Annotated in this window: 8 protein-coding genes; 4 read left to right on the top strand and 4 right to left on the bottom strand. The window is 72.6% G+C overall.

Annotation, left to right across the window (positions count from 1 at the left end; genetic code table 11):
• Positions 1 to 3: 3 nt before the first annotated feature.
• From AAG589_RS00885 to AAG589_RS00870, 4 genes are all read right to left on the bottom strand, one after another.
• A complete protein-coding gene (locus tag AAG589_RS00885; RefSeq protein WP_430565367.1) occupies positions 4 to 1,278 on the bottom strand; it encodes an ABC transporter substrate-binding protein in 1,275 nt (424 codons plus the stop codon).
• An 89-nt stretch (positions 1,279 to 1,367) separates the two neighbouring features.
• Complete coding sequence (locus tag AAG589_RS00880) at positions 1,368 to 2,828, bottom strand: hypothetical protein (protein ID WP_430565366.1); 1,461 nt, start codon at positions 2,826 to 2,828, stop codon at positions 1,368 to 1,370.
• Between the two features lie 62 nt (positions 2,829 to 2,890).
• Entirely contained in the window at positions 2,891 to 3,910 is a 1,020-nt protein-coding gene (locus tag AAG589_RS00875) for a hydroxyacid dehydrogenase (protein WP_430565365.1), read from the bottom strand.
• Positions 3,907 to 5,061, bottom strand: a complete 1,155-nt coding sequence (locus tag AAG589_RS00870; protein WP_430565364.1) for a mandelate racemase/muconate lactonizing enzyme family protein — start codon at positions 5,059 to 5,061, stop codon at positions 3,907 to 3,909. Before AAG589_RS00870 ends, AAG589_RS00875 begins: the two co-directional genes overlap by 4 nt.
• A gap of 201 nt (positions 5,062 to 5,262) precedes the next feature.
• Between AAG589_RS00870 and AAG589_RS00865 the strand changes: the two genes are divergently transcribed.
• The 4 genes from AAG589_RS00865 to AAG589_RS00850 all read left to right on the top strand — a co-directional run bounded on the left by AAG589_RS00865 (position 5,263) and on the right by AAG589_RS00850 (position 13,251).
• Positions 5,263 to 6,000 carry a FadR/GntR family transcriptional regulator gene (locus AAG589_RS00865; protein WP_430565363.1) on the top strand — a complete coding sequence of 246 codons (738 nt, stop codon included), beginning with the start codon at positions 5,263 to 5,265 and terminating at the stop codon, positions 5,998 to 6,000.
• A 303-nt stretch (positions 6,001 to 6,303) separates the two neighbouring features.
• Positions 6,304 to 8,745 carry a glycoside hydrolase family 95 protein gene (locus tag AAG589_RS00860; protein WP_430565362.1) on the top strand — a complete coding sequence of 814 codons (2,442 nt, stop codon included), beginning with the start codon at positions 6,304 to 6,306 and terminating at the stop codon, positions 8,743 to 8,745.
• A 38-nt stretch (positions 8,746 to 8,783) separates the two neighbouring features.
• Entirely contained in the window at positions 8,784 to 10,673 is a 1,890-nt protein-coding gene (locus tag AAG589_RS00855; RefSeq protein ID WP_430565361.1) for a right-handed parallel beta-helix repeat-containing protein, read from the top strand.
• Positions 10,674 to 10,761: 88 nt separating this feature from the next.
• A complete protein-coding gene (locus tag AAG589_RS00850) occupies positions 10,762 to 13,251 on the top strand; it encodes an amylo-alpha-1,6-glucosidase (RefSeq protein ID WP_430565360.1) in 2,490 nt (829 codons plus the stop codon).
• Positions 13,252 to 13,261: the final 10 nt, after the last annotated feature.

Below are 13,261 nucleotides of genomic sequence, written 5' to 3'. Positions count from 1 at the left end.
ATGTCAGCCCGCTGCCTCCGCGTCGTACCAGGACGTGAGCTGGGCGGCGGCGTCCGCCGGCGACGTGCCCTGCCACAGCCCCTGCGCGACCTCGGTGAACTTCTCGTTGAACCCGGCCACCGGCAGCGCGAAGTCGCCCACGGTCTGGTTGCCGGGCACGACGAGCGACGGCGCGGCGTCGAGCAGCTCCTGGACCTGACCCGCGTACGGGTTGTCGCCGGTGTCCAGGCCCTCGCGGTTGAAGTTGTCCATCTGGGCCTGCGCGGCGATCGCGTCCTCGTCCGTCACGAGGTACTCCACGAGCTGCGTGGCCGCGTCCTTGGCCTGCGTCCCGTTCCACACCATGTACGGGAACGCCATCGTGGCGCCCATCGGCCCGGGCTGGTCGGCGGCGTCGTCGACCGGCGGCGCGAAGACGCCGACCTCGAAGTCGGGCGGCGACGCGGCGAGCGTCGTGGTGAACCACGACCCCATCGGGTAGATGCCGACGTCGCCGGCGATGAAGTTCGCCTCCTGGGTGCCGCTGTCCGTGGCGACGTCGTCGGGCGTGGTGTAGCCGGCGTCGATCCAGTCGGCCACGTGCTCGAACATCGGCTGGAACTGGTCGCCGAGGGTCGAGGACCCGCCCGCCACGGCCTGCTGCCACCCGGGGGTGGTGAGGTTCTGCTGCGGGTGCCAGATCTCCTGCACCTGGACGCCGGTGGCCCACTCGGAGGCGAACCCGATCGGCTTCTTCACGCCCTCGTCCTGGAGGGCCTTGAGGGCGGCGTCCATCTCCTCCCAGGTGGCGGGCGGCTCGGTGATGCCGGCCTTCGCGAAGAGGTCCTTGTTGTAGTACAGGAGCGACTGGGCCTGCATGCCCACGCCGACCACGTTGATCGTGCCGTCCGTGGAGTACAGGTCGGCCATCGGGGTGTCCTGCGCCCAGTCCTGGTCCGAGAGGTCGAGGATCTCGGGGGCCGTGTCCTCGGTGGGGAAGATCGACTGGATGACGTCGGGGGCCGTGCCCGCCGCGAGCTGCGTGGGGAACGTCTCGGCGACCGACTGGCCGCTCGGCCCCTCGATCTTGACGTCGATGCCCGTCTCCTCCTCGAAGGGGGCGACGAGCTCGTCCCACTTGGCCTGCGTGAGGTTGTCCGTGATGTTCACGAGCATGCGGACCTGGTCGCCGCCGCCCGACCCACCGCCGTCGCCGGAGCTGCAGGCCGTGAGGGCCAGGACGGGGACGAGCCCGAGCGCGGAGGCGCCGATCGCGCCGCGCCGAAACCTTGCTGACATCGTTGTCTCCCTGGGTGGGTGCGTCGTCCTCGACCACGAGGACCACTTGTCATACATGCTACATGTGAGAGGTGGCGGGTCGCCAGCCCCTAGTCGAGCCGACCTCGGTATGGGACGGGGCCGACGACGGTCACGTCCGCGGGGCGGTCGGCGTCGTCGATCCGGAAGATGCCGTCGTCCGCCACGAAGAACGCCGGCGCCCCGGGGTACTCCAGCTCGGCCGGCAGCGGTTCCTTGTCCGTCCAGGAGAAGTACGACCGGGCGAACGTGTCGCGGTCCTTGCGGCCGAAGATGCTGAGGTCCCCGGCCGTGTACGGGCTGAGGATGCACCAGTGCACGCCGTCCTCGGCCCAGAACGCCCGGTCCGACAGGATCACCGCCTGCCGTTCGGGCTCGGCGAAGACCTCGTCCCAGAACGACGCGTCGACGTCGCCCCGGGCCAGCGCGTGCCGGGCCAGGAACAGCAGGTCGTGCGCGTGCCACGCCGTGCTCGGCGCGACGTCGGCCTCGTGGTGCCAGCCCGTGGCGGACACGAACGGGCCCGCGGGCGACTGGTAGTGCGCGTAGGTCCGCAGGCACGCGTCGCGGAACGCGCCCAGCTCGGGCACGTCGGCCTCGGCCAGCACCTCCTCGATCCCGTACAGGCTCAGCCCCATCCCCGCGATCAGCATCGGCGTGGTCGAGAGCAGGTGCGCGTCGCCCCGCACGTACCAGTAGCGGTGGAACCGCGTGCAGCCCGCGTCGTCGGACCAGGCGGAGCGCGCGACGTGCCGGCAGATCGCGACGGCCTCCTCGAGGAGGTCGGGCCGGCCGAACCGGCGAGCGCCCAGCACCAGCGGCACCACCATCAGCCCGTAGTACTCGGCGGGCTCGAGGATGCCGCCGCCGTCGCGGTCGGTCGGTTGGCGGAACACGCCCACGGACTCCTCGTCGGGCACGCCGCGCACGTGGCTGAGGCGCACCAGGGCGTCGAGGTCGTCCTCGAGCTCGGCGGCGTAGACGTCGTCACCGCTCAGCTCCGTGTACCGGAGCTTCGCCCAGACCCGCGCGTACTCCTGGTTCACCGTGCCGTCGGGGGTCGGGCGGCCGCCGCCGTACGCCCGGCACGCGTCGAGGTTGCGGCGCACGGACGTCAGCACCTCGGCGCGCTCGCCGTCGGGCAGCAGGTGGCCCGCGTGCCGCAGCCCCTCGACCAGGCCGAGGCAGCCCACCATGTTGTGGATGAGGCCCGCGGTGGCCGACTCCCCCACCTGGAACCCGATGTGGCGGAACTGCCCGTCGTCCTGCACGGTCCGCGCCTGGAAGAGCATCATCCGGCGCCACAGGTCGAGCCCGCGGTCGTCGGGGAACCGGCCGAGCACCTCGCCGAACGCCGCGGTGGCCGGGGCGGAGAACGCCTGGTGGCCGCTGGTGAAGTCGATGAACGTCGCCGGGTTGGTGCCCCACACGCTGTGGTTGTGGAACCCGCGGATCTGCCCCTCGTCGCCCACCCACGTGCGCATCCAGCGCGCGAGCGCCGCGACGTCGGGTCCTGCGTGTCCTGCCACCATGCGTCCTCCTGCCGGGTCGCTCGCCTCGTTGCTGCGGGTCGCATCCTCGCGCACCGTGCTCGTCACGCCGCCACCAGCTCCTCCGGGTGCGCGAACGGCAGCCCGCGGGCGAACCGCTCCACCTCGGCCACGACGGAGTCGCCGATCCGGCGCAGCTCCGCACCCGTGGAGCCCGCGAGGTGCGGCGTGAGCACCACGTTCGGCAGGTCCCACAGCTCGCCGTCCGGCGGGGGCGGCTCCGGGTCGGTGACGTCGAGCACCGCGTCGATCCGCCCCGTGCGCAGCGCGGCCAGCAGGGCGTCGCCGTCGACGACGCCGCCGCGGGCGGTGTTGACCAGCGTGGCGCCGTCGGGCATCAGCGCCAGGACCCGCGCGTCGATCTGCCCCGCCGTCTCGGGCGTGAGCGGCTGGTGCAGGGACAGGACGTCGCTGCGCGCGGCGACCTCGTCGAGGCCCGCCGCCCGAGCCCCGGGCAGGCCCGGCACCGGGCCGGGCGCCAGCTCCGGGCTGTACAGCAGCACCTCGAGGTCGAACGGTCGCAGCAGATCGACGACGCGGCGGCCGACCAGCGAGGCCCCGACGATCCCCACGGTGCGCCGGTAGTTCCCGGCGCCGGTGAGCAGGCGCTCGGCGTCGGGCGCGGTCCGCCGCTCGCGGTAGGCACGCTCGGCCGCGTGCGCCCTCTTGTTGGCGAGCAGGATCATGGCGAGCGCGTACTCGGCGACCGGGACGGCATTGGCGGCCCGGGCGTTCGACGCCGTCACGCCGCGGGCCGCGAGCGCCGCCGGGTCGGCGAGGCACGTGCGCGCGACGCCGCCCGCGTAGGCGACCGCCCGCAGCCCCGGCACGAGGTCCGCCGGCACGGGCGGGGCGCCCCAGCCGGCGACCAGGAGCTCGGCGGCGGCCAGCCGGCGTCGGGCGCCGGGGGTCGCCGCCTCGGAGACCACCTCCGGGTCGATGTCGACCGCCCTGCCGAGGCGCGCGAGGCCCTCGGCCCCGAAGATCTGCTCCACGAGCTCGGGCGGGTCGAAGGCCAGGACGGCGCGCGGCCGCGCGCCGGGCCGCTCGGGGGTCCCGGTCACGGGCGCTCGCCCGCTCGACGGCGCGCGAGGCGCAGCCCCGCGTCGACGGGCCGCACGTGCGGGCCGGAGGGCACCGCCCAGGTGCCCGACTCCCGGTTGGCGGCGATGAGCCCCTCGTCGACCTCGATGCCGAGGCCGGGCGCGTCGCCCAGCACGATCCCGCCGTCCTGGATCTCCTGGTCGACGTGCAGCCCCACGGGCAACGACAGGTCCTGCACCTCGGTGACGAGGTGGTTGGGCACGGCGGCCGACGCGTGCGCGACCGGGTTGGCGTTGTAGCCCACCGGGCTCACGGGCAGGTCCCGGCCGAGCGCCAGCACCGAGACGCGCAGGAAGTGCGTGATGCCCCAGACGCTGCCCGCCTGCACGACGCCCACGGCGTCCCGGTCGAGCAGCGGCCCGTACTGCTCCAGCCCGGTGAGGTTCTCCCCCGTGGCGACCGCAGCGCGCAGCTCCGAGGCCACGGCCCGGTGCCCGGCCACGTCCCACCGGCGCACCGGCTCCTCGATCCACATGATGTCGACCTGGTCCTCCACGCGGCGCGCGAACCGGACGGCCTGATGGCGCCCCCACGCCTCGTTGACGTCGTACATGAGGTCGGGATGGTCGGTGTTCTCGCGCAGGACGTCGCGCACGATGGCGAGCCGCTTGACGTCGCGGTCGACGTCGAGGCCGCCCTTGACCTTGGCGCCGGTGAAGCCGCGCTCGGCCCAGGGCTCGTAGAGCTCCACGAGCGCGTCGTCGGGCAGCGCGTACTCGAGGCCGGAGGCGTAGGCGGGCACGAAGCGGTCGGACGCGCCGAGGGTGCGCCACAGGGGCTCCTCGGCGAGCTTGGCCTTGAGGTCCCACAGGGCCATGTCGAAGGCGCCGATGGTGCCGAAGGTGCTGCCCGCGTGCCCGGACTTGAAGACGAACGCGAGCATCCGGTCGTAGAGCGCGGTCACCGCGCGCGGGTCCTGCCCCTCGAGGGCGCCGAAGACGAGGTCGAGATCGCCGCTCGCGCCGAGGCCGACGCCGGTGACCCCGGCGTCCGTCTCGAGGAGCACGAGCGGCACCTCGGTCACCCCGTCCGCGACGACGCCGTTGACGTCACCGACCGGACGTCCCCATCGGTGGACGGTGGTGAGGGTCCGGTATCCCGTGATGCGCATCCGCTGCTCCTGATCCGCGCGCGCCGCCGTCGGCGCGCGTCTCGAGGCCGGTCGTGGGAGGTGCAACGGCTGGGTGCCCGCGCCTCGCTGAGCCTGACGGCTGAGTCATAACTTATGATACGAGTGATGAGTGCGCAAGCCTCGGCTACGCTCGGGGTGGCCGTCAGCGCAGGCCGCGACGCAGAACGGAGCCCGGACGACATGACAACGACGCCCTCGACCGCCGGAGCGGTGCCCCGCCCCCAGCGACACCGCCCGCCGCTCGCCGCCGCGGTGGTGAAGAGCCTCGTCACGGCGATCGTCGTCGGCGAGTACCCCCCGGGCACCGCCCTCCCCCCGGCGGGCGCCCTGTGCGAGCGGTACGAGGTCAGCCGCACCGTGATCCGCGAGGCCACCACCGCCCTGGCGGAGAAGGGCCTCGTCGCCTCCCGGCAGGGGTGGGGCACGATCGTGCTCGACCAGGACCAGTGGAGCCTGCTGGACCCGCTCGTCCTCGACGCCCTCTTCCAGCGCGAGGACCGGCTCGTCTACCTGGACAACCTCATCGAGATCCGGACCACCCTCGAGTGCGCGATGGCGCGACGGGCGGCCGGTCTGCTCGACGCCGAGCAGCGCGCCGCGCTCACGGCCAAGCTCGACGAGCTGGCCGACCTGGTCGACGACCCGACCGCCTACGCCCGGGTCGACGTCGAGTTCCACGAGCTGATCCACCGCGCGTCGCGCGACGCGTTCGGCCGCGCGATCGTGTCCAGCGTGCAGGGCAAGGCGCTGCACACCCCGCAGTACAGCGGCTCCCCCAGCGTCGACGACGTCCGCTCGACGCACGAGGGCCACACGCGGATCCTCGAGGCGCTCGTCGCCGGGGACGCGGCCGGCGCGGACGCCGCGATGCGCGAGCACATCACGTCGTCCTGGGCGCGACGGCGCCCTCGGGAGTAGCGACCGCAGAGGCCCGGCCCTCCCGGTGGTGGCACCGCCACCGGGAGCGCCGGGCCTCTTCTCGACCTGTTGACTTGTACTACATGTGATGTACTACATTCGATCCATCGCGGCACCACGCTCCTGAGCACCTCGGGGCGCGAGGGCGGCCGGGCAGAGCAGCCCGGCCCCCACCGGCCGCGACAGCACTCCAGCGACACCCTGCAGTTCCGGTACCGAAGGCGACGACGCCCGGCCGCACGGGCAGCCGTTCGACCTTTCGTGACCTCGACGACGAGACGGACGACGAGAGGGATGGATGCGATGACCTCGTTCACCCGACGGGACCTGTTGAGATCGACGGGCGCCGCGGCGGCCGGTGCGGTCGTGCTGGCGGGAGGAGCGCGCCCGGGCGAGGCCCGGGCCGACACCGCCGCAGGCACCGACGACGAACCCGAGACCAACCCGCTGCGCCTCTGGTACTCCCGCCCCGCCGCCGAGTGGTTGGAGGCGCTCGCGGTCGGCAACGGACGGCTCGGCGCGATGGTCTTCGGCGGCGTCGCGGCCGAGACGCTCATGCTCAACGAGGACACGGTGTGGGCGGGCGGCCCGCACGACTACGCCGACCCGGGCGGCGCCGAGGCCCTGCCGGAGATCCGGCGGCTCCTCGCCGAAGAGCGCTGGGTCGAGGCCCAGCGGCTCGCCGACGAGCGCTTCATGGGCCGCCCCACCGAGCAGATGCAGTACCAGCCCGTCGGCGACCTGCACCTCGCCTTCCCGGGACTGACCGACGACGTCGCGGAGTACCGCCGGTCGCTCGACCTCACCACCGCCGTGACCACGACGGCGTTCGTCGCCGACGGCGTCCGGCACACGCGGGAGGTGTTCGTCAGCCACGCCGACCAGGTGGTCGTCGTCCGGCTGCGCGCCGACACCCCCGGCGCCGTCTCGTTCGACGCCACGTTCGCCTCGCTGCAGGAGACGACCACCCTGGCCCACGACGGGCGCACGCTCGCCCTCGAGGGGCGGTCCGGCGACGCCGAGGGCCTCGAGGGCGAGGTGCGGTTCGTCGCCCTGGCACGCGCCGTCGCCGAGGGCGGGTCCGTCGTGTGCGACGAGTCGTCGCTGCGGGTGCGGGGCGCCGACGCGGTGACGCTGCTCGTCACCATGGGCACGAGCCACCGCAGCTACCTCGACGTCGGCGGCGACCCGCTCGAGCAGGCCGGGCCGCCGCTCGAGCGCGCGACGGTCCGCGGGGTCGGCGTCCTGCGCAAGGCCCACGTGCGCGACCACCGGGAGCTGTTCGGGCGCGTGGACCTCGACCTCGGCACGTCGCCGTCCGTCGACCTGCCGACCGACGAACGCGTCGCGGCGTTCCGCGACGGCGGCGACCCACAGCTGGCCGCGCTGTACTACCAGTTCGGCCGCTACCTGCTGATCTCGAGCTCCCGGACGCCGGGGCAGCCGGCCAACCTGCAGGGCCTCTGGAACGCGGAGATGCTGCCGGCCTGGCAGTCGAAGTACACGCTCAACATCAACTGCGAGATGAACTACTGGCCCGCCGGCCCGTCGAACCTCGCGGAGTGCTGGCGGCCGCTGTTCGCCATGATCGAGGAGCTCGCGGAGTCGGGGGCGCGCACCGCGCAGAAGATGTGGGGCGCCCGCAGCTGGGTGGCCCACCACAACACCGACCTGTGGCGCGGGTCCGCGCCCGTCGACCACGCCTTCTACGGGGTGTGGCCGACCGGCGGTGCCTGGCTCTCGCTGCTCTTCTGGGAGCACTACGAGTACACGGGCGACCTCGACACGCTGCGCGAGTACTTCCCCGTGCTCCGGGGCGCGGTGGAGTTCTTCCTCGACACCCTCGTGGTCGACGACGCGACCGGCTACCTGGTGACCAGCCCGTCGCACTCCCCGGAGCTCAAGCACCACGACATCGACAACGAGGGCGTGAGCCTCTGCGCCGGCCCGACGATGGACTGCCAGATCCTGCGCGACCTGTTCACCGCGTTCGACAAGGCCTCGAAGGAGCTCGGCGGCGTCGACCGGGAGACGGCGGTCGCGGCCCTGGCCGCCCGCGAGAAGCTGCCCCCCAACCAGATCGGCTACCTCGGCCAGATCCAGGAGTGGCTGATCGACTGGGAGGAGGCGGCCACCGAGACCAGCCGGCACGTGTCCCACCTGTGGGGCGTGTTCCCGAGCGACCAGATCACCCCGCGCCGCACCCCGGAGCTCGCGGCCGCCGCCGACCGCTCGCTCGAGCTGCGCGGCCCGGCCGTGACCGCCGGGTGGTCGCTGGCCTGGAAGATGAACATCCGCGCCCGCCTGCTGCAGCAGGAGGCCGCGTACACCCACCTCACGCAGCTCCTCTCCCCCGGCCGCACGGCGCCCAACCTGTTCGACCTGCACCCGCCGTTCCAGATCGACGGCAACTTCGGCGGCACGTCGGCGATCAACGAGATGCTGCTGCAGTCCCACTCCGGAGAGGTCTGGCTGCTGCCGTGCCTGCCGGAGTCGTGGCCCGAGGGCCGCGTGCGCGGCCTGCGCGCCCGCGGCGGATTCGAGATCACGATGCAGTGGTCCGCCGGCCGGCTGGAGCAGGCACGCGTGCGCTCGCTGCTCGGCCGCACCGTGCGCCTGCGCACCGACGGACCGGTGCGCGTCACCGGACCGGGCGGGCCGGTCGCCGTCGAGCATCCCGAGGACGGCCTGGCCGTGTTCGCCACGCGCCGCGGCGCCACCTACGTCGTCCACCCGACGGCCTGAACCACCCACACCGCACCACCCACGAGGAGAGGACACCGATGTCCAGACGATGGATCAGGACCGGCACCGCGGCGGTCGTCGCGGTCAGCGCCGTCGCCGCGCTCGGGGTGGGGGCCACCGCCTCCGACCCGTACGCGGCCGTCACGCAGGGCGCCGGCAAGTGCCCGCAGTTCTACGTCTCGCCCGACGGCGACGACTCCGCGAAGGGCACCGCCGACGCACCGTGGGCCACGGTCGACCACGCCCGCCAGTACATCCAGGACCGCGCGCTCAACTATCCGCAGAAGATGCGGTGCGACATCACGGTGAACCTCGCCGAGGGCGAGTACGCCGTCGACGAGACCATCGAGTTCACCGAGAAGGACTCGGGCAACAACGGTCACCAGGTGATCTACCGCAGCGCCGACGGCCCGGGGAAGGCCAACCTGGTCGGCGCCGAGCCGGTCACGGGCTGGGAGCCCTACAAGGACGGCATCTACAGGACGAAGGTGGACCCGAGCGACCAGTTCTACACGCTGTTCGAGGACGGCGAGCGGTCGGAGCTGGCGCGCCACCCCAACCGCACGTCCGAGGACACGCAGGCGCCGTACCTCTTCTCCGTGCTCGGCGAGCCGGAGAAGGAGGGCGTCCGCGAGTGGCTCTACTGGAAGGACGGTGACTGGGACCCCGCCTGGGACGACACCGAGGACAGCAACCCGCTCAAGGACGCGCAGCTCACCGTGTGGTCGGGCGGCTCGTGGAGCTGGTTCACCGACACCATCCCGATCGGCGGCGCGGACTACCGCAAGAACTTCACCACGTTCAAGTACTGGCCGCGGTACGCGCTCATGAACAGCCGCAGCGGCTCGCGGTACTTCATCCAGAACGCGCTGCCGCTGCTCGACAAGGCCGGTGAGTACTACATCGACCGCGACTCGGGCGACCTCTATTACAAGCCGCGCGGCGACATCGACGACGTCACGATCATGAAGCCCACCGTGGACCGCGTCATCGACGTCAAGGGCACCTCCGCCGAGGACCGCGCCCACGACATCACGTTCGACGGCATCGGCGTGCAGTACTCCGACTTCGTCGACTGGTACCGCGCGGGCTGGGTCAGCGCGGGCGACTCCGGCGAGCCGCACAAGTACCCGCAGTACGACCGCCAGATCGAGATGCCGCGCAACCGGTTCGGCGCCGTCACGCTCGAGAACACCTCGAACATCACGCTCACCGGCATGCACCTGCGCGACACCGGCTTCACCGGCGTCTACGCCCTGTTCGCGAACGACCACCTGACCGTCGAGGACTCGCTCCTGGAGAACCTCGGCGCCGACGGCATCAAGGTCGAGGGCGGCTGGCCCGGGGAGGGCGACCTGACCCACCACCACACGTTCCGCAACCTCTACATCGACCACGTCGGGGAGCTCGTGCCCGGCGACGCATCCGGCATCGAGCTCATGGACACCGGGGACAACCTCGTCGAGCACGTCAACGTCAAGCACTCCGCCCGCTACGGCATCAGCCTCGAGTCCCGGCCCGAGGTCGTCGACGGCGACCAGTACACCGACAACAACACGTTCCGCTACATCCGCATCGACGAGGTCGGCCTGGACTCCGGCGACATGGGCGCCTTCTACACCTACGGCGTCGAGAACCAGGAACCCCACCCGGTGCAGAACACCGTGGACCAGATGGTCATCGGCGACGTCATCCCCGACCCCGCCGGCGCCATGCCCGACAGCGGCACCCGCGGGGTGCACATGGACGCCGGCGGCTGCGGCTTCGCGTTCAGCAACGTCGAGGTCGGCAAGACCACCGACCAGTCGTACCAGTCCTACCAGTGCAACGAGGTCACCAACGCCAACTGGGAGGACGACTTCGACGCCTCCCGGATGAAGTACGACCAGATCGGCGTCACCGACGAGTTCCCGTTCGACGTCGAGTAGCGCCCCAGGGCCGTGCCGCGCACCTCGTCGTGCGCGGCACGGCCCTTCTCTCCCCATCCATGTGAGCGCTCACACCAAGGAGCACGCCATGATCGACCGTCCACGCACCACCCGAACTCTGCGCCGGGCGCCCGTCGTCCTCGGCGCCGCGGCCGCGATGCTCGCGTCCGTCGCCCTCCCCGCCGGGGGCGCCACGGCCGCAGGCGGGCCACCCGACGACGTCGGGCTCCAGCGCCCCTTCGCCCTGCCCGGCTACGTCGAGCGGGACGACAACGGCGCCCTCCTGGTCGGCGAGGGCGAGAGCCGGTTCGCCCTCCGCGTCGACCTGCTGACGTCCGCCGGCAAGCTCGTGCGAGAGAACCAGGGCCTGCTGGGCAACGTCGCCCACGTCGGACCCGTGACCGTCGACGGCTCGTACTACGAGGTGGAGATCAGCAGCGACGACCGCACGATCACCCCCGACCGCCTCGGGGCGCTGCGCGAGATCCTCGCCCACCCCGACGAGTGGTCCGCCGAGCAGGTGGCGGAGGCACGCGAGCAGCTGCCCGCCCTGCAGGACCGCTACGACCAGACGCAGCGCGACAAGCAGACGATCCTCCTCCGGTTCGCGCGCACCGCGCAGAACACCCTGGTCGGGTCGGTCACCGCGCGCGACGCCGACGCGACCGTCTTCCTCGAGGCCTCGCCCCCGTGGGAGGAGGAGAACTCCTACGCGCTGTCCGACGGCGGCGTCCGCGCCACCGGCGCCGGGCTCGACGACCCGTCCGCCGTCGGCCACTTCGCGCTGCTCCCGGACCAGGCGCCGGACGACGCCGCGGCCTACGCGTCCGAGGACGACCTGGTCGCCGCCATGCAGGGCGACGCGGGCAACCCGGGCGACGCCGCGGCGGCCCTGCGGTACGACCTGGAGGAGGGCGAGACGATCACCTTCACCACCAGCGTGGACGACGAGCCGCCGACGGCGCGCCCCGGCCGCGGCAGCATCCTCGGCACCCTCGCCCGCGCCGGGGCGAAGGCCGACGACGGCACCCTCAGCGGGAGCGGGCCGGCCGGGCGGGCGGCGACCGCGATGCGCAGCGCCATGGCCCTCAACGCGAACTACGACGAGCAGTCGCGCCAGAGCTTCCTCGTGTGGGGCTGGGGCCGGGGCGGGTCGGAGAACGACACGATCTTCACCGGCTGGGACTCCGCCTGGGACGCGATCACGGCGCTCACGGTGGACCCGGACCTGGCCCGCCAGCACGAGCGCGTGCTCTTCGCCTCCGGCGGGCCGCGCTACGACCAGCTCCACGCGGGCCCGATGCACGCCTACGCCGTCAAGCGCATCTACGACGCCACGGGCGACCGCGAGCTCGTCGAGCAGGCGTACCCGGCGCTCGTGGAGTTCTTCGACAAGCTGCCCGAGTGGGACGTCAACGACGACGGCCTGCTCGAGGCGCCGTACGACGGGGACCCGAGCAAGGTGGGCAACCACCTCGGGCTCGACGACCTGCCCGTGTACCTCGCGGCCGACCGCATCGCCAAGGAGGGCGGCAGCGACGACGAACGGGACAACAGCGACCTCACCGACGTCGCGCTGACCTCCTACTACGCCCTGATGGCCGACTCGCTGACCGAGCTCGCCACCGCCCTCGACCGGCCCGACGACGCCCGCCGGTTCGCCGCCGTCCTGGAGCGGACCAAGCGGGCCGCGAACGACACGCTGTGGGACGACGAGCGCGGCATGTACCTCGACCGCAACCTCGACGGCACGTGGGGGAACGTCGTCACGCCGACGATCTTCTACCCCCTGTTCGGCGGCCTGGCCACGCCCGAGCGGGCCCGGCGGACGGTCGAGGAGAACCTGCTCGACCCGGAGCAGTTCTGGGGCGAGCACGCGATCCCGAGCATCAGCCGCGACGACCCGGAGTACTGCGCGAACGGCGACGTCTCCGCGACCTCGTCCCCGGAGTACACCTACTACGTCGGCTGGGGCGAGGAGAACACCTGCGAGCAGTGGCGCGGCGCCGTCTGGCCGCCGATGAACGCCACCGTCTACGACGGCCTCAAGCGGTACGGGCTCGACGAGGCCGCGGGCGAGCTCGCCACGAAGAGCACGAGCATGTACCTCGACAGCTGGGACGAGAACGGCTTCTTCCCCGAGTACTTCGACCCCGAGCCGGGCCAGGTCATCAACGCCTCGGCGGTGGACAGCGCGTGGCGCTACTACACGTGGTCGAACGTCATGCCCCTGATGGCGGTGCACGAGCTGGTCGCCGAGGACGCGTGGGGCAGCCCTGGGTCGGTGACCTTCGGCTCGCACGCCCTGCCGGGCCGCAACACCGTGGACGACGTCCGCGTGGGCGACCACACCTACGCGGCGACGGTCAGCCCCGCCGCGACCACGCTCGAGCGGGACGGGCGGACGGTGTTCCGGGCGACCGGCGGGCGCGTCGTCGTGCGCGACTTCGCCCTCACCCGCGACGGCGCGTGCTTCGACGTCAACGCCACCGACGCCGCGCGCCTGCAGGTGACGCCGCGCCCCGGCACCACCCTGCGCGCCACGGTGCGGGAGGGCAGCTCGCACGTCTGCCTGTGACGCCACGGCA

This window comes from Isoptericola sp. F-RaC21, assembly GCF_038593535.1.
GTDB lineage: Bacteria > Actinomycetota > Actinomycetes > Actinomycetales > Cellulomonadaceae > Isoptericola.
This window is presented reverse-complemented; position numbering and strand designations above follow the sequence as displayed.

Excerpts from the sequence above, each read along its gene's own strand:
- AAG589_RS00885 (WP_430565367.1), bottom strand. The coding sequence starts at position 1,278 with ATGTCAGCAAGGTTTCGGCGCGGCGCGATCGGCGCCTCCGCGCTCGGG.
- AAG589_RS00880 (WP_430565366.1), bottom strand. The coding sequence starts at position 2,828 with ATGGTGGCAGGACACGCAGGACCCGACGTCGCGGCGCTCGCGCGCTGG.
- AAG589_RS00870 (WP_430565364.1), bottom strand. The coding sequence starts at position 5,061 with ATGCGCATCACGGGATACCGGACCCTCACCACCGTCCACCGATGGGGA.
- AAG589_RS00865 (WP_430565363.1), top strand. The coding sequence starts at position 5,263 with ATGACAACGACGCCCTCGACCGCCGGAGCGGTGCCCCGCCCCCAGCGA.
- AAG589_RS00860 (WP_430565362.1), top strand. The coding sequence starts at position 6,304 with ATGACCTCGTTCACCCGACGGGACCTGTTGAGATCGACGGGCGCCGCG.
- AAG589_RS00855 (WP_430565361.1), top strand. The coding sequence starts at position 8,784 with ATGTCCAGACGATGGATCAGGACCGGCACCGCGGCGGTCGTCGCGGTC.
- AAG589_RS00850 (WP_430565360.1), top strand. The coding sequence starts at position 10,762 with ATGATCGACCGTCCACGCACCACCCGAACTCTGCGCCGGGCGCCCGTC.